Source organism: Salmonella sp. SAL04202 (assembly GCF_046550775.1).
Taxonomy (GTDB): domain Bacteria; phylum Pseudomonadota; class Gammaproteobacteria; order Enterobacterales; family Enterobacteriaceae; genus Salmonella; species Salmonella enterica.
Genome location: NZ_JBGDXK010000004.1, coordinates 76246 through 101515, shown reverse-complemented (window position 1 = coordinate 101515; position 25270 = coordinate 76246). Strand labels below are relative to the sequence as shown.

The window sequence follows — 25270 nt, the reverse complement described above, 5'->3', positions numbered from 1 at the left end:
GGATATGTTGTGAACGGTGAATTGATTTGGGTTCTCTCTTTACTGGCGATTGCCGTCGTGTTGTTTGCGACGGGCAAAGTACGTATGGATGCGGTGGCTTTATTCGTCATTGTTGCTTTTGTCCTTAGCGGTACCTTGACCCTTCCGGAAGCCTTCTCCGGCTTTAGCGATCCGAATGTCATTCTTATCGCCGCCTTATTTATTATTGGTGACGGCCTCGTGCGCACCGGCGTTGCGACGGTGGTCGGTACCTGGCTGGTTAAAATGGCGGGCAGCAGTGAAATCAAAATGCTGGTTTTACTGATGATCACCGTCGCCGGACTTGGCGCTTTCATGAGTTCAACCGGCGTGGTGGCGATCTTTATCCCCGTTGTTCTTAGCGTTTCTATGCATATGCAGACCTCGCCTTCGCGCCTGATGATGCCGCTGAGTTTTGCCGGGCTTATCAGCGGAATGATGACGCTGGTGGCGACGCCGCCGAACCTGGTGGTTAACAGTGAACTGCTGCGTGAAGGCCTGCACGGGTTTAACTTTTTTAGCGTGACGCCGCTGGGGATAGTGGTGTTGGCGCTCGGCATTGTTTATATGCTGGTGATGCGCTTCATGCTAAAAGGCGATGCGCCCGGACAACAGGCCGGTAAGCGTCGCACTTTCCGCGATCTTATCCGCGAGTACCGTCTGACGGGGCGCGCTCGTCGTCTGGCGATTCGCCCCGGTTCGCCAATGGTGGGACAGCGGCTGGACGACCTTAAATTGCGCGAACGTTACGGCGCCAATGTCATCGGCGTTGAACGCTGGCGGCGCTTTCGGCGGGTTATCGTCAATGTGAACGGCGTATCGGAGTTTCGCGCTCGCGACGTCCTGCTGATTGATATGTCGGCGGCGGAGGTCGACCTCAGAGAGTTCTGCGCCGAGCAACTGCTGGAACCGATGGTATTGCGTGGAGAATATTTTTCCGATCAGGCGTTGGATGTCGGGATGGCGGAAATTTCGCTTATTCCGGAGTCTGAACTGATTGGCAAGTCGGTGCGTGAAATCGCTTTCCGTACACGTTACGGGCTGAATGTGGTCGGCCTGAAACGCGACGGCGTCGCGCTGGAAGGGTCGCTGGCCGATGAGCCGTTATTGATGGGCGATATCATTCTGGTCGTGGGGAACTGGAAGTTAATCAGCCTGCTGGGGCAAAAAGGCCGCGACTTTGTGGTGCTGAATATGCCAGTCGAGGTCAGCGAAGCCTCTCCTGCGCACAGCCAGGCGCCGCACGCCATTTTCTGCCTGGTACTGATGGTGGCGCTGATGTTGACCGATGAAATTCCCAACCCGATCGCGGCGATTATCGCCTGCCTGCTGATGGGAAAATTTCGCTGTATTGATGCTGAAAGCGCATATAAAGCGATCCACTGGCCGAGTATTATCTTGATTGTGGGTATGATGCCGTTTGCGCAGGCGTTGCAAAAAACCGGCGGCGTCTCTCTGGTCGTGCAAGGGTTAATGAATATCGGCGGCGGCTATGGGCCATATATGATGCTGGGATGCCTGTTCGTGCTGTGTGCCGTCATAGGACTGTTCATTTCTAACACGGCAACGGCGGTGCTGATGGCGCCGATTGCGCTGGCGGCGGCGAAATCGATGGGGGTGTCGCCCTATCCGTTTGCGATGGCGGTGGCGATGGCGGCATCCGCCGCCTTTATGACGCCGGTTTCATCGCCGGTCAATACTCTGGTTCTGGGGCCGGGAAACTATAGCTTTAGCGATTTTGTGAAGCTTGGCGTGCCGTTCACGCTTATTGTGATGGCGGTTTGTATTGTGATGATTCCGATGTTGTTTCCGTTTTAACCCAGGCTGGAAAAGGCCTGATGGCGCTACGCTTATCAGGCCTACGGGAAGAACGGTAGGCCGGATAAGGCGTTAGCCGCCATCCGGCAACTAAAGCGGTGAATCCTGGCTTATCTCGTCAAGAGAGAGATGGAAACTTGGTACGAACACCGCCATAAAATAGTCCATCTCCTGGCTGCGACGTAATTCCAGCGTTTTTTCCAGCCGCGTTTTTGCCAGTCCAAACTCATTGTTTCCCGCTGAGAGCTCCTCCAGGCATTTCAGGTAGGCGCAAAGCGCATCGGCCTGTTTTACGATTGCCTGTTCTTCTTCGCTCCAGGCATTCTCATCAATAAGCGGTGCGAAAATATCGCGTAATTCATCCGGCGCCATATCAACCAGCTTTTGCTGGGCGATTTTTTCGATCGCTTTATATTCCTGGGCTATCTGGGAATTAAAATATTTTACTGGCGTCGGCAGATCGCCGGTCAGTACTTCCGAGGCATCATGATACATCGCCAGAAGCGCGATGCGTTCAGCATTGAGCTGACCGCCAAATTTACGGTTTTTTATCGCCGCCAACGCATGGGCGACCATCGCCACCTGCAGACTATGTTCGGAGACGTTTTCCGTACGCACGTTACGCATCAGCGGCCAGCGGTTAATCAACTTCATGCGGGAGAGATGGGCGAAAAAATGGCTCTGCTTCATAGATTACCTTTTGTTTTCACTGCGGCAGACTTCATTGTGCGGGGAGGGTGATGAAGATGCAATTCAGGCTACCGAAGTAGCCTGAATTTAAGATTATTGATGGTAACCTGAGAGGAAACGCCCAAAACGGTTGATGGCCATCTCCAGGTCATCTTCACGCGGTAGCGTCACAATGCGGAAGTGATCCGGCCACGGCCAGTTAAAGGCGGTACCTTGCACCAGCAGCACCTTTTCCTGTAGCAGGAAGTCCAGCACCATCTTCTGGTCGTCGTGAATATTAAAACGTTTAGCGTCGATCCTGGGGAACATGTACAACGCGCCGCGCGGTTTTACGCAGGAAACGCCGGGAATATCGTTAATCAACTCCCAGGCGCGGTTACGCTGTTCATACAGTCGACCGCCCGGCAGAATAAATTCGCTAATGCTTTGATAGCCGCCGAGCGCGGTCTGAATAGCATGTTGCGCCGGGACGTTGGCGCACAGGCGCATTGAGGCTAACATCTCCAGCCCTTCAATATAGCCTTTCGCATGTTTTTTCGGCCCGTTCAGCACCATCCAGCCCTGGCGGAAGCCGGCGACGCGATAGGTTTTAGACAACCCATTAAAGGTGATGGTCAGCAGATCAGGCGCCAGTGCGGCGATAGAGTGATGCTCGGCATCGTCATAGAGAATCTTGTCATAAATTTCATCGGCGAAGATGATGAGATTATGCTCGCGCGCAATGTTGACAATTTCCATCAACAATTCTTTAGAATAGACGGCGCCAGTAGGGTTGTTTGGATTAATAATGACAATACCACGCGTACGTGGGGTGATTTTGGCGCGGATATCGTCAAGGTCCGGGAACCAGTCGGAAGATTCATCGCAAAGATAATGTACCGCCTTGCCGCTGGAGAGCGATACCGCCGCTGTCCATAACGGATAATCGGGCGCGGGAACCAGCATTTCATCGCCACTGTTAAGCAACGCCTGCATCGCCTGAACGATCAGCTCGGAAACGCCGTTACCGATATAGATATCTTCCACGGTTACATCGCGCATTCCACGGGCCTGATAATGCTGCATAATCGCTTTACGGGCAGAATAAAGCCCTTTCGAGTCGCAATATCCTTGCGCCGTCGGCAAATTACGAATGACATCGACCAGAATTTCGTCCGGCGCTTCGAATCCGAAGGGGGCGGGGTTGCCGATATTCAGTTTAAGAACTTTATTACCTTCTTCCTCAAGGCGTTTCGCTTCTTTCAGAACGGGGCCACGAATGTCATAACAGACATTTTCGAGTTTGCTGGATTTTTCAATGGGGGACATGAATCTTGACCTTTTAGCTGTTATTGCCACTCCCTGCCGTGGAAGTCAGCACGAAACAATGTACTCCCACGACGGTGAGTTTTGAAGAGTGAACAGAAGAAGATTTTGTTTATTTTTAACGCGCTTTCGTGCTGTTTAAAACTTCATAAAATCATTTGGTTGGATGTATTTTCTATTTTTGTTTGTATGTATAGTGTTTTATTCTATATGATTGCGCGTAATGTGGTTTTTTATGTTGTCAGAAATTATCTGTTTTATGAGAGATAAGCATTCATCATTAGTGTCGCGCTGGCTATTTCGGAAATACTGAGTATTAAAGGTAAAATGAGAAGGTTAGACCTTTCCGGCGGCGGGGGGTGTGAAACTATTGTTAAGTATAATTAATGAATTGTAGAAATCTTAATTAATTATTATTTAATATTTAAAAAGCATTTACTAAAGTCGTAATAATATCTTTCTGGTCCGATTAGTATAACATATCCAAGGTTAAGATTATTCGTAATAATACTTATAAATATAGCGGTTTTAGGTTAAGATAATGATCCGAAACGGGGGCGTAGTCTGCGTTGTCTGCTAATTATCATGACGCGATTTTATACATAACCTATTGTTCAATATATTGTTTTTGTATCTGTGCGTCTCGGTAAACTATTTGACGCTTGTTACAAGATTTACACGTCCATCATTAGCAGAAATCTGTAGACGCCTAAAGGTATGACACATTCTCTTTGATATATCCCGATCAGTTGCATTTGGTATTATATCAGTAAGTAAGAGAAGTGTTTTGGTCGTATTTTCAATTACATTCTAACATTTACCTGGGTAACCAGGCGGTACTGCGAAGGATGCACATTACAAATGGAATTGCTTGTTTCTGAATGCACAGCATTAACCAGGTCAGCCCGATATGACCCGCCAGTAAGTGAAAAATTATGATAAATGCAAATCGTCCGATAATTAACCTCGATCTCGATCTGCTGAGAACGTTCGTGGCCGTTGCCGATCTGAACACCTTCGCCGCGGCGGCGGCGGCGGTATGTCGTACTCAGTCTGCGGTCAGTCAGCAAATGCAGCGTCTTGAGCAACTCGTGGGAAAGGAATTGTTCGCCCGCCATGGCCGTAACAAACTTTTGACCGAACACGGTATCCAGCTTCTGGGGTACGCCAGAAAAATCCTGCGTTTTAATGATGAGGCGTGTTCATCATTAATGTTCAGTAATCTTCAGGGAGTGTTAACAATCGGCGCTTCTGATGAATCAGCTGATACTATCCTGCCTTTTTTGCTTAGCCGAATCAGCTCGGTTTATCCGAAACTCGCGCTTGATGTACGGGTAAAACGCAACGCCTATATGGTGGACATGGTTAAATCGCAGGAAGTAGATTTGGTGGTGACGACTAACCAACCTCATTCGCTGGACTGTCTGAATTTGCGGACCTCGCCCACCCATTGGTATTGTGCGGCTGAGTATGTTTTGCAAAGGGGAGAGCCCGTACCACTAGTCCTGCTGGACGATCCCAGTCCATTCCGCGATATGGTGCTGGAGACGCTAAATGCAGCGGGTATTCCCTGGCGGCTGGCCTATGTGGCGTCTACATTACCGGCGGTACGCGCGGCCGTTAAAGCCGGTCTTGGCGTAACGGCTCGACCTGTCGAAATGATGAGTCCCGACCTTCGCGTGCTGGGCGCCGCAGACGGATTACCGCCTTTGCCGGATACGGAATATCTGTTGTGCCGCGATCCCAATAGCCAGAACGAGCTGGCGATGGTGATTTTCCATGCGATGGAAAGCTATCAAAACCCATGGCATTACAACCAGTTTTCTGCAGAGGGCGGAGATGATCCGCTGATGGTGGAAGGGGGTTTTGAGTAGCTCGCAGGCAAAAGGCGCTAAGTCGTAAATGTAAAAAAGAGCCGCTGGCGATGAAAAAACGCTCAGTGGCTCTTTTTTTGTGCCCATCTGTACGCGCTTAACCGCACAAATTGTAAAAGTTGCGGTAAATCAGCCAGTAGCGATTCGCAGTTCAATGTGGGTAAAAAATAACCAGAACATCCATTTTATGAATTTGCATGTTAAAAAACTAGAGAAATTGTTGCTGTTTTAGGGGGTGAATTAACAAAAGCGTGTCACAGATCAAGAAAATACTCCCATTTAGGGGGAGGCATCTTCACAAATTCCTGTCAAAATAGGTGTGTGTTATTTCTTTTGCTTCACAACGGACACGATTCAACAACATAAAATCCCCCCTGGCCGAAGAGTCATTTTCTCCAGGATGGCACTTAATGTTAATGGTGATGAATTGATGTAAATTAATGTGAAGGAACTTTTGTTAAAGTTGACAAAAGGTTATAGAAAGGAGTAAAAAACCACATCAATTAGCTGTTTTTATCATTTTCTACAGTAATTGTAGGGTTTTTTTTATTCCTCCCCATGAATCGATGTGGCGCCCATCTGCCGTAAAGAGCAGAGAAACTGGCGCTACTTTTGATGAGTAAGCAATGAGTATGTCAACATCCACTGAAGTCATCGCTCATCACTGGGCATTCGCTATCTTTCTTATCGTTGCCATTGGCCTGTGCTGCCTGATGCTGGTAGGCGGTTGGTTTTTGGGCGGTCGCGCACGCGCGAGGCACAAGAACGTTCCGTTTGAATCAGGTATCGACTCGGTCGGCACCGCCCGCTTACGCCTGTCTGCCAAGTTTTACCTGGTAGCCATGTTCTTCGTTATCTTCGACGTTGAAGCGCTGTATCTGTTCGCATGGTCGACTTCTATCCGCGAAAGCGGCTGGGTTGGCTTTGTGGAAGCTGCAATTTTTATTTTTGTGTTACTGGCTGGTCTGGTTTATCTGGCGCGTATTGGCGCGTTGGACTGGACGCCCGCGCGTTCACGCCGCGAGCGTATGAACCCGGAAACGAACAGTATCGCTAATCGTCAACGCTAACCGCGAGGCATTAAGATGGATTATACGCTCACCCGCATAGATCCTAACGGTGAGAATGACCGTTACCCCCTGCAAAAACAGGAGATCGTAACCGACCCCCTGGAGCAGGAAGTTAACAAAAACGTGTTCATGGGCAAACTGCATGACATGGTTAACTGGGGCCGTAAAAACTCAATTTGGCCCTACAACTTCGGCCTTTCTTGCTGCTATGTAGAGATGGTGACCTCTTTTACCGCAGTGCATGACGTTGCCCGTTTCGGCGCGGAAGTGCTGCGTGCGTCGCCACGTCAGGCTGACCTGATGGTGGTGGCCGGTACCTGCTTTACCAAAATGGCCCCGGTTATTCAGCGTCTGTATGACCAAATGCTGGAGCCAAAATGGGTCATTTCTATGGGCGCCTGCGCCAACTCCGGCGGCATGTACGATATTTATTCGGTAGTGCAGGGTGTTGATAAGTTCATCCCGGTGGATGTGTATATCCCTGGCTGTCCGCCGCGTCCGGAAGCGTATATGCAGGCGTTGATGCTGCTGCAAGAATCGATTGGCAAAGAGCGCCGTCCGCTCTCATGGGTGGTGGGCGATCAGGGCGTGTATCGCGCCAATATGCAGCCAGAACGCGAACGTAAACGCGGCGAGCGTATTGCCGTCACGAACCTGCGTACCCCGGACGAGATTTAATTTGCGCCTGTCGGCAGCAGCACTTCACTTCGCTAACCACTATTTTAATAGCGCGAAGCACTGCCGACCACCACGGACCATTTGCAATGGTGAACAATATGACCGACTTAACCGCGCAAGACGCTGCATGGAGTACCCGCGATCATCTTGATGATCCGGTTATCGGCGAACTGCGCAACCGTTTTGGGCCGGATGCCTTTACCGTTCAGGCGACCCGCACCGGTATCCCCGTTGTTTGGGTCAAGCGTGAACAACTACTGGAGGTTGGCGATTTCTTAAAGAAACTGCCGAAACCTTACGTCATGCTGTTTGACTTACACGGCATGGATGAACGCCTGCGTACGCACCGTGACGGGTTACCCGCCGCGGATTTTTCCGTTTTCTACCACCTGATTTCCATTGAGCGTAATCGCGATATCATGCTCAAGGTGGCGTTGTCTGAAAACGACCTGCGCGTGCCGACCTTCACTAAACTTTTCCCTAACGCCAACTGGTACGAGCGTGAGACCTGGGAGATGTTTGGTATTGATATCGAAGGCCACCCGCACCTGACGCGCATCATGATGCCGCAAACCTGGGAAGGCCATCCGCTGCGTAAAGATTATCCGGCGCGCGCGACCGAATTCGACCCGTTTGAGCTGACCAAAGCCAAGCAGGATCTGGAAATGGAAGCGCTGACCTTTAAGCCGGAAGACTGGGGGATGAAGCGCGGGACTGACAACGAGGACTTTATGTTCCTCAACCTCGGCCCGAACCACCCGTCTGCGCACGGTGCGTTTCGTATTATCCTGCAACTTGACGGTGAAGAAATCGTCGACTGCGTGCCGGATATCGGCTATCACCACCGCGGCGCCGAAAAAATGGGCGAGCGCCAGTCCTGGCATAGCTACATTCCCTATACCGACCGTATCGAATACCTCGGTGGATGCGTCAATGAAATGCCGTACGTGCTGGCGGTAGAAAAGTTGGCAGGGATCACCGTCCCGGATCGTGTGAACGTCATCCGCGTGATGCTCTCCGAACTGTTCCGCATTAACAGTCATCTGCTGTACATCTCGACCTTTATTCAGGACGTCGGCGCGATGACGCCGGTCTTCTTTGCCTTTACCGACCGGCAGAAAATTTATGACCTGGTGGAAGCCATTACCGGTTTCCGTATGCACCCGGCCTGGTTCCGTATCGGCGGCGTCGCGCACGACTTGCCGCGCGGTTGGGATCGTCTGCTGCGAGAGTTCCTTGAGTGGATGCCGAAGCGTCTGGATTCTTACGAGAAAGCCGCGCTGCGTAACACCATTCTGAAAGGGCGTTCGCAGGGCGTTGCCGCTTACGGCGCGAAAGAGGCGCTGGAGTGGGGCACCACCGGCGCAGGGCTGCGCGCGACCGGGATCGACTTCGACGTACGTAAATGGCGTCCATACTCTGGCTACGAAAACTTTGACTTTGAAGTGCCGGTGGGCGGCGGCGTTTCCGACTGCTATACCCGCGTGATGCTGAAAGTGGAAGAGCTGCGCCAGAGTCTGCGCATTCTTCAGCAGTGCCTCGATAACATGCCGGAAGGCCCGTTCAAAGCGGATCACCCGCTGACCACGCCGCCGCCGAAAGAGCGCACGCTGCAACATATCGAAACCCTGATCACCCACTTCCTGCAGGTCTCCTGGGGCCCGGTGATGCCGGCGCAGGAGTCCTTCCAGATGGTGGAAGCGACGAAGGGGATTAACAGTTACTACCTGACCAGCGACGGCAGCACTATGAGCTACCGTACCCGCGTGCGCACGCCGAGCTTTGCGCACCTGCAGCAGATTCCCTCGGCGATCCGCGGTAGCCTGGTCTCCGACCTGATTGTCTATCTGGGTAGTATCGATTTTGTTATGTCAGATGTGGACCGCTAATTATGCACGAGAATCAACAACCACAAACCGAGGCTTTTGAGCTGAGTGCGGCAGAGCGTGAAGCGATAGAGCACGAGAAGCACCACTACGAAGACCCGCGTGCGGCGTCCATTGAAGCGCTGAAAATCGTTCAGAAGCAGCGTGGCTGGGTGCCGGACGGCGCGATCTACGCTATTGCCGATGTGCTGGGTATTCCGGCGAGCGACGTCGAAGGCGTCGCCACATTCTACAGCCAGATTTTCCGTCAGCCGGTCGGTCGCCACGTGATTCGCTACTGCGACAGCGTGGTGTGCCATATCACCGGCTATCAGGGGATTCAGGCCGCGCTGGAAAAAAATCTCAACATCAAACCGGGGCAGACGACCTTTGATGGTCGCTTTACGCTGCTGCCGACCTGCTGCCTGGGGAATTGCGATAAAGGGCCGAACATGATGATTGATGAGGATACTCACAGCCATCTGACCCCGGAAGCCATTCCTGAACTACTGGAGCGGTATAAATGAAAAACGTTATCCGTACTCCCGAAACCCATCCGCTGACCTGGCGTCTGCGCGATGACAAACAGCCGGTCTGGCTGGATGAATATCGTAGCAAAAACGGCTACGAAGGCGCGCGTAAGGCGCTGACCGGCCTGTCTCCGGATGAAATCGTCAGCCAGGTAAAAGACGCCGGTCTGAAAGGGCGCGGCGGCGCGGGCTTTTCCACCGGTCTCAAGTGGAGCCTGATGCCGAAAGATGAATCCATGAACATCCGTTACCTGCTGTGTAACGCCGATGAAATGGAACCGGGCACCTATAAAGACCGTCTGCTGATGGAACAACTGCCGCACCTGCTGGTGGAAGGCATGCTGATCTCCGCGTTCGCGCTGAAAGCGTATCGTGGTTACATCTTCCTGCGCGGCGAATATATCGAAGCGGCTGTACATCTGCGCCGTGCGATTGCTGAAGCAACCGAGGCCGGGCTGCTTGGCAAAAATATCATGGGCACCGGGTTCGACTTCGAACTGTTTGTCCACACCGGGGCAGGGCGTTACATCTGTGGTGAAGAAACGGCGCTGATTAACTCCCTCGAAGGCCGCCGCGCGAACCCGCGCTCCAAGCCGCCCTTCCCGGCGACCTCCGGCGTATGGGGCAAGCCGACCTGTGTGAATAACGTCGAAACGTTGTGCAACGTCCCGGCAATCCTCGCCAACGGCGTGGAGTGGTACCAGAACATCTCGAAAAGCAAAGATGCGGGTACCAAGCTGATGGGCTTCTCAGGCCGCGTGAAGAATCCGGGCCTGTGGGAATTACCGTTCGGCACCACCGCGCGCGAGATCCTCGAAGACTACGCGGGCGGTATGCGCGATGGCCTGAAATTCAAAGCCTGGCAGCCGGGCGGGGCGGGAACCGACTTCCTGACCGAGGCGCATCTTGACCTGCCGATGGAGTTCGAAAGCATCGGTAAAGCAGGCAGCCGTCTGGGCACCGCGCTGGCGATGGCGGTAGACCACGAAATCGGCATGGTGTCGCTGGTGCGTAACCTGGAAGAGTTCTTTGCCCGCGAATCCTGCGGCTGGTGTACGCCATGCCGCGACGGGCTGCCGTGGAGCGTGAAAATTCTGCGCGCGCTGGAGCGTGGCGAAGGCCAGCCGGGGGATATCGAGACACTTGAGCAACTGTGTCGTTTCCTCGGACCGGGTAAAACCTTCTGCGCGCATGCGCCGGGCGCGGTTGAGCCACTGCAAAGCGCAATTAAGTATTTCCGCGAAGAATTCGAAGCTGGCATCAAGCAGCCGTTCAGCAATACCCATTTAATCAATGGTATTCAGCCGAACCTGCTCAAAGAGCGCTGGTGAGTTAACGATTTTTAATTTGGAAGCATGCTAATGGCTACGATTCATGTAGACGGCAAAGAATACGAGGTCAACGGCGCGGACAACCTGCTACAGGCATGTCTGTCCCTCGGCCTTGATATTCCGTATTTTTGCTGGCACCCGGCGCTGGGAAGCGTCGGTGCTTGCCGCCAGTGTGCGGTGAAGCAATACCAAAACGCGGAAGATACGCGTGGTCGCCTGGTGATGTCCTGTATGACGCCAGCCACCGACGGTACCTTTATCTCTATTGACGATGAAGAAGCGAAACAGTTCCGTGAAAGCGTGGTGGAGTGGCTGATGACTAACCACCCGCACGACTGTCCGGTCTGTGAAGAGGGCGGTAACTGCCATCTTCAGGATATGACCGTGATGACGGGGCATAGTTTCCGCCGCTACCGTTTCACCAAACGTACCCACCGCAACCAGGATCTGGGGCCGTTCATCTCGCACGAAATGAACCGCTGTATCGCCTGCTACCGTTGTGTGCGTTACTACAAAGATTATGCCGACGGCACCGATCTGGGCGTCTATGGCGCGCATGACAACGTCTACTTCGGGCGTCCGGAAGATGGTACGCTGGAAAGCGAATTCTCCGGTAACCTGGTCGAGATTTGCCCGACCGGCGTCTTCACCGATAAAACGCACTCCGAGCGTTACAACCGTAAATGGGACATGCAGTTTGCGCCGAGCATCTGCCAGCAGTGTTCCATCGGCTGTAACATCAGCCCGGGCGAGCGCTATGGCGAATTACGCCGTATCGAAAACCGTTACAACGGTACCGTTAACCACTACTTCCTCTGCGACCGCGGTCGTTTCGGCTATGGCTATGTGAACCTGAAAGACCGTCCGCGTCAGCCGGTTCAGCGCCGTGGCGATGACTTTATTACTCTCAACGCCGAGCAGGCGATGCAGGGTGCGGCGGATATTCTGCGCCAGTCGAAGAAAGTGATCGGTATCGGTTCGCCACGCGCCAGCATTGAGAGCAACTTTGCGCTGCGTGAGCTGGTTGGTGCGGAAAACTTCTACACCGGTATCGCGCGCGGCGAGCAGGAACGTCTGCAACTGGCGCTGAAAGTGCTGCGTGAAGGCGGCATTTACACCCCGGCGCTGCGGGAGATCGAATCTTATGACGCGGTACTGGTACTGGGCGAAGACGTTACCCAGACCGGCGCGCGCGTTGCGCTGGCGGTACGCCAGGCGGTGAAAGGTAAAGCGCGTGAAATGGCGGCGGCGCAGAAAGTGGCCGACTGGCAGATTGCGGCCATCCTTAACATCGGCCAGCGTGCCAAACATCCGCTGTTCGTGACCAACGTGGACGACACCCGTCTGGATGATATCGCCGCCTGGACCTATCGCGCGCCGGTAGAAGATCAGGCGCGCCTGGGCTTTGCGATTGCCCATGCGCTGGACAATACAGCGCCTGCGGTTGACGGTATCGACAGCGACTTGCAAAACAAAATTGATGTCATTGTGCAGGCGTTGGCCGGCGCGAAAAAACCGCTGATTATCTCCGGCACTAACGCCGGTAGCAGTGAGGTGATTCAGGCGGCCGCCAACGTGGCGAAAGCGCTGAAAGGCCGTGGCGCCGACGTCGGTATTACTATGATTGCCCGCTCCGTGAACAGCATGGGGCTGGGTATGATGGGCGGCGGTTCGCTTGACGATGCGTTGGGCGAGCTGGAAACCGGCAACGCGGACGCGGTGGTGGTGCTGGAAAACGATCTCCACCGTCATGCAAGCGCGACGCGCGTGAACGCTGCGCTCGCCAAAGCGCCGCTGGTGATGGTGGTTGACCATCAGCGCACGGCGATTATGGAAAACGCGCATCTGGTGCTTTCCGCGGCAAGCTTCGCCGAAAGCGATGGTACGGTCATCAACAACGAAGGCCGCGCGCAGCGCTTCTTCCAGGTTTATGATCCGGCCTACTACGATAACAAGACGATTATGCTGGAAAGCTGGCGCTGGCTGCATTCGCTGCACAGCACCGTCGAAAACCGCGAAGTGGACTGGACTCAGCTTGACCACGTGATCGACGCGGTCATTGCCGCCATGCCGCAATTTGCCGGCATTAAGGACGCCGCGCCGGATGCGACCTTCCGCATTCGTGGGCAGAAGCTGGCGCGCGAACCGCATCGTTACAGCGGTCGTACGGCGATGCGCGCCAATATCAGCGTGCATGAACCACGTCAGCCGCAGGATAAAGACACCATGTTCGCCTTCTCGATGGAAGGGAATAACCAACCGACTGCCCCGCGATCTGAAATTCCGTTCGCCTGGGCGCCGGGCTGGAACTCCCCGCAGGCGTGGAACAAATTCCAGGATGAAGTGGGCGGCAAACTGCGTCACGGCGATCCGGGCGTGCGTTTGATTGAAGCGACTGAGGGCGGTCTGGATTATTTCACTACCGTGCCGGCAAGCTTCCAGGCGCAGGACGGTCAGTGGCGTATTGCGCCGTATTACCACCTGTTTGGCAGCGACGAATTGTCTCAGCGTTCTCCGGTCTTCCAGAGCCGTATGCCGCAGCCGTATATCAAACTTAATCCGGCGGATGCTGCGAAGTTGGGCGTCAATGCCGGGACGCGCGTCTCCTTTAGCTACGATGGCAATACGGTGACGCTGCCGGTTGAAATCTCTGAAGGGTTAGCGGCAGGGCAGGTAGGGCTGCCGATGGGTATGCCTGGCATCGCGCCGGTTCTGGCTGGCGCGCGTCTTGAGGATCTGCGGGAGGCGCAACAATGAGTTGGATTACACCGGATCTGATTGAGATCCTGCTGAGCATTCTCAAAGCGGTGGTGATTCTGCTGGTGGTCGTCACCTGCGGGGCCTTCATGAGCTTTGGCGAACGTCGTCTGCTGGGTCTGTTCCAGAACCGTTATGGACCAAACCGCGTTGGCTGGGGTGGCTCGCTCCAGCTGGTCGCGGATATGATCAAGATGTTCTTTAAAGAAGACTGGATCCCGAAATTCTCGGATCGCGTCATCTTTACCCTGGCGCCGATGATCGCGTTTACTTCGCTGCTGCTCTCCTTCGCCATTGTGCCGGTTAGCCCTAATTGGGTGGTGGCCGATTTAAACATCGGGATTTTGTTCTTCCTGATGATGGCCGGTCTGGCGGTTTACGCGGTTCTGTTCGCCGGTTGGTCGAGCAACAACAAATACTCGCTGCTGGGCGCGATGCGCGCGTCTGCCCAGACGGTGAGCTACGAAGTGTTCCTTGGTCTTTCCCTGATGGGCGTGGTGGCGCAGGCCGGTTCATTTAATATGACCGATATCGTCAATAACCAGGCGCATCTGTGGAACGTGATTCCGCAATTCTTTGGGTTTGTTACTTTCGCCATCGCGGGCGTAGCGGTCTGTCACCGTCACCCGTTTGACCAGCCGGAAGCCGAGCAGGAACTGGCGGACGGTTACCACATCGAATATTCCGGTATGAAATTCGGTCTGTTCTTTGTGGGGGAGTACATCGGTATCGTCACCGTTTCCGCGCTGATGGTAACGTTGTTCTTCGGTGGCTGGCATGGCCCGTTCTTACCGCCATTCGTCTGGTTCGCGCTGAAAACCGCGTTCTTCATGATGATGTTCATTTTGATTCGTGCGTCGTTACCGCGTCCGCGTTATGACCAGGTAATGTCCTTCGGCTGGAAAGTTTGCCTGCCGCTGACGCTCATCAACTTGCTGGTAACGGCGGCTGTCATTCTGTGGCAGGCGCAATAAGGGACACAAAGACCATGACCTTAAAAGAATTATTAGTAGGTTTCGGCACTCAGGTACGCAGTATCTGGATGATCGGCCTGCATGCGTTCGCCAAACGCGAAACGCGGATGTATCCGGAAGAGCCGGTCTATTTACCGCCCCGTTATCGTGGCCGTATCGTGCTCACGCGCGACCCGGACGGTGAAGAGCGCTGCGTTGCCTGTAACCTGTGTGCGGTAGCCTGTCCGGTAGGCTGTATCTCTCTGCAAAAAGCGGAGACCAAAGATGGCCGCTGGTATCCGGAATTTTTCCGCATTAACTTCTCACGCTGCATCTTCTGCGGCCTGTGCGAAGAAGCGTGCCCGACCACGGCGATTCAGTTGACCCCGGACTTCGAACTGGGCGAATACAAACGTCAGGATCTGGTGTACGAAAAAGAGGATCTGCTGATTTCCGGTCCGGGCAAATACCCGGAATATAACTTCTACCGGATGGCGGGTATGGCAATCGACGGCAAAGATAAAGGCGAAGCAGAGAACGAAGCCAAGCCTATCGACGTCAAGAGCCTGTTACCGTAAGGAGAGGGCAATGGAATTCGCTTTTTATATCTGTGGCCTGATAGCCATCCTCGCGACCCTGCGAGTGATCACCCATACCAATCCGGTACATGCGCTGTTGTATCTGGTGATATCGCTACTGGCGATTTCCGGGGTGTTCTTTTCGCTGGGCGCTTATTTTGCCGGTGCGTTGGAAATTATCGTCTACGCAGGCGCCATCATGGTGCTGTTTGTGTTCGTGGTGATGATGCTCAACCTCGGCGGCAGCGAAATCGAACAGGAACGCCAGTGGCTGAAGCCGCAGGTGTGGATTGGTCCGGCGGTTTTGTCGGCCATTATGCTGGCGGTCATTGTGTACGCCATTCTGGGCGTTAACGACCAGGGCATCGACGGCACGCCGATTAGCGCGAAAGCGGTGGGCATTACGCTGTTCGGGCCTTATGTTCTGGCGGTCGAACTGGCGTCGATGCTGCTGCTGGCAGGCCTGGTGGTGGCGTTCCACGTCGGTCGTGAAGAGCGTGCGGGCGAAGTGCTAAGCAACCGCGCCGATGACCGCGCGAAAAGAAAAACGGAGGAGCGCGCATGATCCCCTTAACACACGGACTGATCCTCGCTGCGATTTTATTCGTCCTGGGTTTAACCGGTCTGGTTATCCGCCGCAATCTGCTGTTTATGCTGATCGGGCTGGAAATCATGATTAACGCCTCCGCGCTGGCCTTTGTGGTCGCCGGGAGCTACTGGGGCCAGACCGATGGTCAGGTGATGTACATTCTCGCCATCAGCCTTGCGGCTGCGGAAGCGAGTATTGGACTTGCGCTGTTGCTGCAACTCCATCGCCGTCGCCAGAACCTGAACATCGATTCAGTAAGTGAGATGCGTGGATGAACATGCTTGCCTTAACCATTATTCTGCCATTGATTGGCTTTGTACTGCTGGCGTTCTCTCGCGGACGCTGGTCGGAAAATCTCTCCGCGACCATTGGCGTGGGCTCCGTTGGTCTGGCGGCGTTGGTGACAGCGTTTGTCGGGATGGATTTCTTCGCCAACGGCAAACAGGCGTTCAGCCAGCCGCTGTGGACGTGGATGTCGGTCGGTAACTTCAACATCGGTTTTAACCTGGTGCTGGACGGCCTGTCGCTGACCATGCTCTCAGTGGTCACCGGCGTCGGCTTCCTGATCCACATGTTCGCCTCCTGGTACATGCGTGGGGAAGAGGGCTACTCCCGCTTCTTCGCTTATACCAACCTGTTTATCGCCAGCATGGTTGTTCTGGTGCTGTCCGATAACCTGCTGTTGATGTACCTCGGCTGGGAAGGCGTGGGCCTGTGCTCTTATCTGTTGATCGGCTTCTATTACAGCGATCCGAAGAATGGCGCGGCGGCAATGAAAGCCTTCGTGGTGACCCGTGTCGGTGACGTATTCCTCGCCTTCGCGCTGTTCATCCTCTACAACGAACTGGGCACGCTGAACTTCCGCGAAATGGTCGAGCTGGCGCCAGCGCACTTTGCTGACGGCAACAACATGCTGATGTGGGCAACCCTGATGCTGCTGGGCGGCGCGGTCGGTAAATCTGCGCAGCTACCGTTGCAGACCTGGCTTGCCGACGCGATGGCCGGCCCGACGCCGGTCTCCGCGCTGATCCACGCCGCTACCATGGTCACCGCCGGTGTCTACCTGATCGCTCGTACCCATGGTCTGTTCCTGATGACCCCGGAAATTCTGCATCTGGTGGGCATTATCGGGGCGATTACGCTGGTCATGGCGGGTTTCGCCGCGCTGGTGCAGACCGACATCAAACGCGTGCTGGCCTATTCCACCATGAGCCAGATTGGCTACATGTTCCTGGCGCTGGGCGTACAGGCGTGGGATGCGGCGATTTTCCACCTGATGACGCACGCCTTCTTTAAAGCGCTGCTGTTCCTGGCCTCCGGCTCGGTGATTCTGGCCTGCCATCACGAACAGAACATCTTTAAGATGGGCGGTCTGCGTAAGTCCATTCCACTGGTGTATGCCTGCTTCCTGGTGGGGGGCGCGGCGCTGTCGGCGCTGCCGCTGGTCACTGCGGGCTTCTTCAGTAAGGATGAGATCCTGGCCGGGGCGATGGCTAACGGTCATATCAACCTGATGGTGGCGGGTCTGGTCGGCGCGTTCATGACCTCCTTGTACACCTTCCGGATGATTTTCATCGTATTCCACGGGAAAGAACAAATTCATGCTCATGCAGGGAAGGGGATTACCCACCATCTGCCGCTGATTGTCCTGATGATTCTGTCTACCTTTGTTGGCGCGCTGATTGTGCCGCCATTGCAGGGGGTGCTGCCGCAGACAACTGAACTAGCGCATGGGCGCGTCATGACGCTGGAAATTACCTCTGGCGTAGTGGCGATTGCCGGCATCCTGATTGCCGCATGGCTGTGGCTGGGTAAACGCACGCTGGTGACGTCGATCGCCAACAGCGCGCCGGGCCGTCTGCTGGGTACCTGGTGGTATAACGCCTGGGGCTTTGACTGGCTGTACGACAAAGTATTCGTCAAGCCATTCCTCGGTATCGCCTGGCTGCTGAAGCGCGACCCGCTTAATGCGTTGATGAACATTCCGGCTATCCTTTCCCGTTTTGCAGGCAAAGGCCTGGTACTGAGCGAGAACGGTTATTTGCGCTGGTATGTGGCATCCATGAGCATCGGCGCGGTTGTGGTGCTGGCGCTGCTGATGGTACTGCGTTGATCGTAAAGTGAATTTTATCCAAATTCGTTGAAAATCAGGCCTCTGTCAGAGGCCTTAAAAAGGAATAAAAATCGCCATGTTACTACCCTGGCTAATATTGATTCCCTTTATCGGCGGCTTTCTGTGCTGGCAGACCGAACGCTTTGGCGTGAAGGTGCCGCGCTGGATAGCGCTGATTACCATGGGGCTGACGCTGGCGCTCGGTCTGCAATTGTGGTTGCAGGGCGGCTACTCACTGACGCAATCCGCCGGTATTCCGCAGTGGCAATCTGAATTTGTCCTGCCGTGGATCCCGCGTTTTGGCATCTCTATCCATCTGGCGCTCGACGGACTGTCGCTGCTAATGGTGGTGCTGACCGGCCTGCTCGGCGTTCTGGCGGTGCTTTGCTCCTGGCGAGAAATCGAAAAATATCAGGGCTTCTTCCACCTGAACCTGATGTGGATCTTAGGCGGCGTTATCGGCGTGTTCCTGGCCATCGACATGTTCCTGTTCTTCTTCTTCTGGGAAATGATGCTGGTGCCGATGTACTTCCTGATCGCGCTGTGGGGCCACAAAGCTTCTGATGGGAAAACGCGTATCACGGCGGCGACCAAGTTCTTCATCTACACCCAGGCGAGTGGTCTGGTGATGCTGATTGCCATCCTGGCGCTGGTTTTTGTGCACTATAAAGCGACCGGCGTGTGGACCTTCAACTATGAAGAGCTGCTGAATACGCCGATGTCCCACGGAGTGGAATATCTGCTGATGCTGGGCTTCTTCATCGCCTTTGCGGTGAAAATGCCGGTGGTGCCGCTGCATGGCTGGCTGCCGGATGCGCACTCCCAGGCGCCGACCGCCGGTTCTGTCGACCTGGCCGGTATCTTGCTGAAAACCGCCGCTTACGGTCTGCTGCGTTTCTCCCTGCCATTGTTCCCGAACGCGTCGGCGGAGTTTGCGCCGATCGCTATGTGGCTTGGCGTTATCGGCATTTTCTACGGCGCGTGGATGGCCTTTACCCAATACGACATCAAGCGTCTGATTGCTTATACCTCCGTTTCCCACATGGGCTTCGTGCTGATCGCTATCTACACCGGCAGCCAGCTGGCGTACCAGGGCGCGGTGATTCAGATGATCGCGCACGGTTTGTCCGCAGCCGGTCTGTTCATTCTGTGTGGCCAGTTGTACGAACGTCTGCATACGCGTGACATGCGTATGATGGGCGGCCTGTGGGGCAAAATGAAATGGTTGCCTGCGCTGTCTATGTTCTTTGCGGTGGCGACGCTCGGTATGCCGGGCACCGGTAACTTTGTCGGCGAATTTATGATTCTGTTCGGCAGCTACCAGGTGGTGCCGATGATTACCGTGATCTCCACCTTTGGGTTGGTATTCGCCTCTGTATACTCGCTGGCGATGCTGCATCGCGCTTACTTTGGTAAAGCGAAGAGCCAGATTGCCAGCCAGGAACTGCCAGGGATGTCGCTGCGCGAGCTGTTTATCATTCTGTTGCTGGTGGTGCTTCTGGTACTGCTTGGCTTCTATCCGCAGCCGATTCTGGATACCTCGCATTCTGCGATGAGCAACATCCAGCAGTGGTTTGTTAATTCCGTTACTACTACAAGGCCGTAAATCGCCATGACAATAACTCCACAACACCTGATTGCGCTGCTACCGCTGCTGATCGTCGGCTTGACGGTGGTGGTTGTGATGCTCTCCATTGCGTGGCGACGCAATCACTTCCTCAATGCCACGCTGTCGGTCATTGGGCTTAACGCTGCTCTGGTTTCGCTTTGGTTTGTCGGCCAGGCCGGGGCCATGGACGTCACCCCGCTGATGCGCGTTGACGGCTTTGCGATGCTCTACACCGGGCTGGTGCTGCTGGCGAGCCTCGCCACCTGTACCTTTGCCTACCCGTGGCTGGAAGGCTATAACGATAACCAGGAAGAGTTCTACCTGCTGGTGTTAATCGCCAGCCTGGGCGGAATTCTGCTGGCGAACGCCAACCACCTGGCGGCGCTGTTCCTCGGTATCGAACTGATCTCACTGCCGCTGTTCGGCCTGATTGGTTATGCTTTCCGCCAGAAACGCTCGCTGGAAGCCAGTATCAAATACACCATCCTTTCCGCCGCCGCCTCGTCTTTCCTGCTGTTCGGGATGGCGCTGGTCTATGCGCAGTCCGGCAACCTGTCTTTCGAAGCGCTCGGTAAGAGCCTCGGCGATGGTATGCTGCACGAGCCGTTGCTGCTGGCGGGCTTTGGCCTGATGATTGTCGGTCTGGGCTTTAAACTCTCTCTGGTGCCGTTCCACCTGTGGACGCCAGACGTTTATCAGGGCGCGCCTGCGCCGGTTTCCACCTTCCTGGCGACGGCGAGCAAAATTGCTATCTTCGGCGTGGTGATGCGTCTGTTCCTCTATGCGCCGGTAGGCGACAGCGAAGCGGTACGCGTGGTGCTGGGCATTATCGCCTTTGCCTCTATCATCTTTGGTAACCTGATGGCGCTGAGCCAGACCAACATCAAACGTCTGCTCGGTTACTCTTCTATCTCTCACCTCGGCTATCTGCTGGTGGCGCTGATTGCCCTGCAGAGCGGCGAGATGTCGATGGAAGCGGTTGGCGTTTACCTGGCCGGTTATCTGTTCAGCAGCCTCGGCGCGTTTGGCGTGGTCAGCCTGATGTCCAGCCCGTTCCGCGGCCCGGATGCCGATTCTCTGTACTCTTACCGTGGTCTGTTCTGGCACCGTCCGGTTCTTGCCGCGGTGATGACGGTGATGATGCTGTCGCTGGCAGGTATTCCGATGACGCTGGGCTTTATCGGCAAATTCTACGTGCTGGCGGTCGGCGTTCAGGCCAGCCTGTGGTGGCTGGTCGCCGCCGTGGTAGTGGGTTCCGCGATTGGTTTGTACTACTACCTGCGCGTTGCGGTGAGTCTCTACCTGCACGCGCCGCAGCAACCGGGACGCGACGCGCCGACAAACTGGCAGTACAGCGCAGGCGGTATCGTGGTGCTGATCTCCGCGTTGCTGGTGTTGGTACTGGGCGTCTGGCCGCAGCCGCTGATTAGCCTTGTGCAACTGGCGATGCCGCTGATGTAATGCCGCGTTGATGATGTCAATAACCGCCGATTTATCGGCGGTTGAGGCTGATGGCCAACACCGGAGCCTCTAAATGTTGGATTGCATCCAACTTATGAAAACCTGTGACGCATAGAGACCCTGGACTCGTTGGGTGAGGCGTAGCCGAAACCCAACACTTTTCCAACGAACACAGAACCAGATGCCGGATAAGGCGTAGTCGCCATCCGGCATCAACGTTGTATTCCCCTTTGTCAGCCATCCGACAGCGCCGCCAGGCGCTATTATATTCACATCTCCTCTATATTCCCCCTGAATAATAGACTGAAGCGATAAAATTCAAAACCAGTCAGCTTTGTTAATATAATTCGCAGTAATGTTATTTTGATTTATTTAATTTACATGAATCCAAACGGTAGAATTACTAATTATTACCGCAACCTCTAAGTGCATATAATCGTTAAATAAATTTATTTACACACCATGTCATGCTAATGTTCATTTATAAAATTTAATAAAATGACAAATTCCGATTTATTATGTCGTAAACGTTACTCCGATATAGCCAGGTTTTGTGCTGCTCCACGGAGGTAAACAAAAAGGACAAAAAGAAAATAAGGACATAGTAAGTGAACAAAACCTACAATATTATATGGAACGCCGCCCGCGGCATGTATATTGTCACCTCCGAACTGGCGCGCAGTGGTAGCCGCGCTATCGTCAGCGTCAGCGCCTCGTGCGCGGTAACTCTGCTGGCGATGGATGCTGCCCCCGCCGTCGCAGAGGAAACGCGAGTTTCCATTCCCTCCCAGACCACCACCTACACCCTGTCAGGCGCTACGCCGTTTGTCGTGGAAACGGGCAATACCATCGCCACCGACACAGCGGCCAGCGCCGCCATCGTCGGCGATAACAGCAACGACTGGGATCTGCTGATTGAAAGCGGCGCTGTCGTGGGGAGCAGCCTGACCGACAGCCAGGCGATGAACCTGGATTCGTTAACGGGCGCCACCAGCGTACATAACCAGGGGACGATCACCGGTTCCAACGAGGATGGAACGATATTGCTTCAAAACGGCGGCAGCGTGATCAATGATGGCCGGATCGAGAACAGCGCAATCTACGTTCATAATCTCGACCTCGGCGCCCCCGAAATAGATGCCGCCATTTATATGCTCAACGGCGGCAGTTATGTCAGCAGCGAAAACGGTGTGTTGAAAGGCGTTTCCGGGGTGATCGTCCAGAGCGGCGAGGTCCACATCACCAACGGCGGGACGATTAACTCCGATGGCTCCTGGCGCTCTTATGGCGTCGAGCTTCGGGGCGGCGCTTACGGTACGATTGTCAATACCGGCACCATTATCACCACGGCCAGCGATGGTTCAGGCGAGATTGAGGATGCGGCGATTTATGCCCATACCTTTGATGATATCGCGGCGGGCGATTATGTTTCTGTTGATAATAGCGGTCTTTTGCAGTCTGATTTTATTGCCGTCGCGCTCTATCACGGCGCGCATTTTGAAGTGATCAACCGCGCCGGCGGGGTGATCACGGCGGGAAACAGCAGCCTCGTCGGCATCCAGTCCGCCGCCATGGAACTTAAAGCGGGCGTCGACAACCTCGTCACCAATGACGGCACGATTTCCGCATATGGCACTGCCAATACTTACGGCATCCATTATGGCGAAAGTACCTCCGGCGGCGTTATCACCAATACCGGCTCCATTACCACCACGGGCGGCGGCGCAGGAGACGCCAGCGTGTATGTCCACGGCAACGGCGACGGCACCGTCGTCAACAACAGCGGAACCATGAGTTCCACCGTCTATGGCGTCTATCTCGACTCGGCACGTTCCAAAGGCCATACGCTCAATAACCAGGCTGGGGGCGCAATTTCGGCCAACACGGCGGTGGCGATTAATGGCAACGGCAATACCATCACCAACCAGGGGAAGATGACCGGCGTAAGCGACGGCCTCCTTATCAGCGGCAATAACAATATCGTCACCACCTCAGGCGGTGAAATTTCAGGCAAAAATGGTATCCGCGTCAGTAAAGGCAGCGGCAACCAGATAACGGCCAAAAGTGGAAGTAAGATTACCGCCACCAGCACCGGCATCAGTATCGCGAGCGGCAATAACCAGGTCACGACCGAAAGCGGAAGCGCTATCGTCGCCAAAGACAACGGCATTCTGATTAACAGCGGCGCCAACAACGTCACCAATGGCGGCAGCATCACGGCGACCGGCTCCAGTATCTCTTACGGCATCCAGTACAATAGCGGCGCCAGCGGCACTATCACCAACACCGGCACCATTACCACAACGGGTAAAGGCGCCGGGGACGCGAGCGTCTATGCCCACGGCGGCGCCGTCACGATTAACAACAGCGGCACGATGGACTCCTCGGTATTCGGCGTCTACGTCACCACGGGCCACACGCTCAATAACCTGGCGGGCGGCTCCATCACGGCAAATACCGCCGTTCAGCTCAACGGCAATAACAATACGCTCGCTAATGCGGGAGCAATCCTGGGCGACACCAATGGCGTAACCATTAGCGGCTCCGGCAACACTCTGACCAATCAGGGGAAAATAACCGGCGGAACCAACGCCGTTCTCATCAATAGCGGCAGCAAGAACAACACCCTCACCCTCAATACCGGTACGGAGATATCCGGCAGCATTACCGACGGCAACAATAGCGCCAGCGCCAACAATAATCTGATTCTGGACGGAGAGGGTACGCTGGGCAGCAGCATCAGCGGCCTGAACAGCGTGACCAGCAGCGGCGACTGGACGCTGTCGGGCGCGACGATGAACCTCTCGGGAACGACCAACAGCGCGCTTTGGGTAAAATCCGGCACGCTGATAGTGAACGGCGCGATGACCGCCAAAGGCGCGACCGTCGATAGCGGCACGACGCTACAGATTGGCAACGGCGGCACGCTGGGCGCGTTCAACGGCAACATTGTTGACAACGGCACGCTGACGTTTAACCGCAGCGATGCCGCCGCCTACGGCAGCGTCATCAGCGGCAGCGGCAACGTGGTAAAACAGGGCGGCGGCGAGCTGACGCTCAGTAACAACAACAGCTACAGCGGCGGCACCACCATTGCAGAGGGAACGCTGACCGCCACCGCTGGCGGCGCGCTGGGCAGCGGCAATATCGACAACCGCGCTTACCTCAAACTGGAAGCGGCAAACGCCGGCGATCCCTTTATCGTCGCGGATCTCACCACCCACAGCGGCGCCACCGTTGAAATCGGCGCGGGCAGCACGCTACAGGCCAATACCCTGACCCAGCAGGACGGCAGCACGCTGACGGCCGATTTGACGGCGACCAGCGGCCCCGCCATCCGCGCAAAAAACGTGAATCTGGACGGCACGCTGAATGTCGCTTCGCCCGCCAGCCAGGAGCCGATACGCAGCACCGACGATCTGATCTCCCTGGCGCTTATCGAATCGGACAACGCCATTAGCGGCGATTTTGACGGCATCACTATCAACGGCAACGCCATGAACCCGGACGCGTTTATTACCGTCGTGGGGCAGAAAAACGTCAATGACACACACTATGATCTGGTTGAGACGTTGACGTGGTATGCCGATCGCGACAACGCCGCCATCGACGCCCACGGCACCTTCAACCTGGCGGATGCCGACGACAGTTTTACGGTCAACACGGTGCTGGAAAACGTTGACGCCAACAGCGGCTGGAACGGCCAGTCGCTTACCAAAACCGGCGCAGGCACGCTGATCCTGAATGCGGAAAACACCTATACCGGCGGCACCACTATCAGCGACGGTACGCTGGTCGCCACCAACGTTGAGGCGCTGGGTACCGGCAATGTCACCGACAACGCCACGCTGGAGCTGAACACCGGCGGCGATTTTGACAACGCCATCAGCGGCAGCGGCCAGGTGGTGAAATCCGGCGACGAGACGCTCACGCTCTCCGGCGCCAATTCTTATACCGGCGGCACCACCATCAGCGGCGGCACGCTGGTCGCCACCAACGTTGAGGCGCTGGGCAGCGGCGACGTCACCGAC

19 protein-coding genes are annotated in these 25270 nt (G+C 55.1%); 17 read left to right on the top strand and 2 right to left on the bottom strand.

What is annotated here, in order from left to right:
* Positions 1-9: 9 nt before the first annotated feature.
* On the top strand, positions 10-1836 hold the full coding sequence (locus ACLJQJ_RS16690) for an SLC13 family permease (RefSeq protein ID WP_001012857.1): 1827 nt from the start codon (positions 10-12) through the stop codon (positions 1834-1836).
* Between the two features lie 90 nt (positions 1837-1926).
* Here ACLJQJ_RS16690 and yfbR read toward each other — a convergent pair whose 3' ends face one another.
* Entirely contained in the window at positions 1927-2526 is a 600-nt protein-coding gene (yfbR, locus tag ACLJQJ_RS16685) for a 5'-deoxynucleotidase (RefSeq protein WP_000813882.1), read from the bottom strand.
* A gap of 93 nt (positions 2527-2619) precedes the next feature.
* On the bottom strand, positions 2620-3834 hold the full coding sequence (alaA, locus tag ACLJQJ_RS16680) for an alanine transaminase AlaA (RefSeq protein ID WP_000074540.1): 1215 nt from the start codon (positions 3832-3834) through the stop codon (positions 2620-2622).
* Between the two features lie 932 nt (positions 3835-4766).
* Between alaA and lrhA the strand changes: the two genes are divergently transcribed.
* From lrhA to ACLJQJ_RS16600, 16 genes are all read left to right on the top strand, one after another.
* Positions 4767-5705: a transcriptional regulator LrhA gene (gene lrhA / locus ACLJQJ_RS16675; RefSeq protein WP_000606288.1), complete on the top strand. Its 939-nt coding sequence runs from the start codon at positions 4767-4769 to the stop codon at positions 5703-5705.
* A 79-nt stretch (positions 5706-5784) separates the two neighbouring features.
* Positions 5785-5937 (top strand): hypothetical protein, encoded by a 153-nt coding sequence (locus ACLJQJ_RS16670; RefSeq protein ID WP_001121022.1) that lies wholly within the window; start codon positions 5785-5787, stop codon positions 5935-5937.
* A gap of 394 nt (positions 5938-6331) precedes the next feature.
* Positions 6332-6775 (top strand): NADH-quinone oxidoreductase subunit NuoA, encoded by a 444-nt coding sequence (gene nuoA, locus ACLJQJ_RS16665; protein ID WP_000062993.1) that lies wholly within the window; start codon positions 6332-6334, stop codon positions 6773-6775.
* A gap of 15 nt (positions 6776-6790) precedes the next feature.
* Complete coding sequence (gene nuoB / locus ACLJQJ_RS16660) at positions 6791-7453, top strand: NADH-quinone oxidoreductase subunit NuoB (RefSeq protein ID WP_000386728.1); 663 nt, start codon at positions 6791-6793, stop codon at positions 7451-7453.
* A gap of 86 nt (positions 7454-7539) precedes the next feature.
* Complete coding sequence (nuoC, locus tag ACLJQJ_RS16655) at positions 7540-9342, top strand: NADH-quinone oxidoreductase subunit C/D (protein ID WP_000247855.1); 1803 nt, start codon at positions 7540-7542, stop codon at positions 9340-9342.
* A gap of 2 nt (positions 9343-9344) precedes the next feature.
* A complete protein-coding gene (gene nuoE, locus ACLJQJ_RS16650; protein ID WP_000545038.1) occupies positions 9345-9845 on the top strand; it encodes an NADH-quinone oxidoreductase subunit NuoE in 501 nt (166 codons plus the stop codon).
* Positions 9842-11179: an NADH-quinone oxidoreductase subunit NuoF gene (nuoF, locus tag ACLJQJ_RS16645; RefSeq protein WP_000800048.1), complete on the top strand. Its 1338-nt coding sequence runs from the start codon at positions 9842-9844 to the stop codon at positions 11177-11179. Before nuoE ends, nuoF begins: the two co-directional genes overlap by 4 nt.
* Positions 11180-11209: 30 nt before the next feature.
* Positions 11210-13936, top strand: coding sequence for an NADH-quinone oxidoreductase subunit NuoG (nuoG, locus tag ACLJQJ_RS16640; protein ID WP_001728014.1), 2727 nt, complete (start codon positions 11210-11212; stop codon positions 13934-13936).
* Complete coding sequence (gene nuoH / locus ACLJQJ_RS16635; RefSeq protein ID WP_000118515.1) at positions 13933-14910, top strand: NADH-quinone oxidoreductase subunit NuoH; 978 nt, start codon at positions 13933-13935, stop codon at positions 14908-14910. Before nuoG ends, nuoH begins: the two co-directional genes overlap by 4 nt.
* Positions 14911-14924: 14 nt before the next feature.
* On the top strand, positions 14925-15467 hold the full coding sequence (gene nuoI / locus ACLJQJ_RS16630) for an NADH-quinone oxidoreductase subunit NuoI (RefSeq protein WP_000172747.1): 543 nt from the start codon (positions 14925-14927) through the stop codon (positions 15465-15467).
* A 10-nt stretch (positions 15468-15477) separates the two neighbouring features.
* Positions 15478-16032, top strand: a complete 555-nt coding sequence (gene nuoJ / locus ACLJQJ_RS16625) for an NADH-quinone oxidoreductase subunit J (RefSeq protein ID WP_000393522.1) — start codon at positions 15478-15480, stop codon at positions 16030-16032.
* Positions 16029-16331 (top strand): NADH-quinone oxidoreductase subunit NuoK, encoded by a 303-nt coding sequence (gene nuoK, locus ACLJQJ_RS16620; RefSeq protein WP_000612687.1) that lies wholly within the window; start codon positions 16029-16031, stop codon positions 16329-16331. The genes nuoJ and nuoK overlap by 4 nt, the downstream gene beginning before the upstream one ends.
* Positions 16328-18169, top strand: coding sequence for an NADH-quinone oxidoreductase subunit L (gene nuoL, locus ACLJQJ_RS16615; protein ID WP_001056582.1), 1842 nt, complete (start codon positions 16328-16330; stop codon positions 18167-18169). The genes nuoK and nuoL overlap by 4 nt, the downstream gene beginning before the upstream one ends.
* A gap of 76 nt (positions 18170-18245) precedes the next feature.
* Entirely contained in the window at positions 18246-19775 is a 1530-nt protein-coding gene (gene nuoM, locus ACLJQJ_RS16610) for an NADH-quinone oxidoreductase subunit M (RefSeq protein ID WP_023138690.1), read from the top strand.
* A gap of 6 nt (positions 19776-19781) precedes the next feature.
* Positions 19782-21239, top strand: a complete 1458-nt coding sequence (gene nuoN / locus ACLJQJ_RS16605) for an NADH-quinone oxidoreductase subunit NuoN (RefSeq protein WP_000156667.1) — start codon at positions 19782-19784, stop codon at positions 21237-21239.
* A gap of 608 nt (positions 21240-21847) precedes the next feature.
* On the top strand, positions 21848-25270 hold a 3423-nt coding region (locus ACLJQJ_RS16600), incomplete at its 3' end, for an autotransporter-associated beta strand repeat-containing protein (protein WP_240861437.1).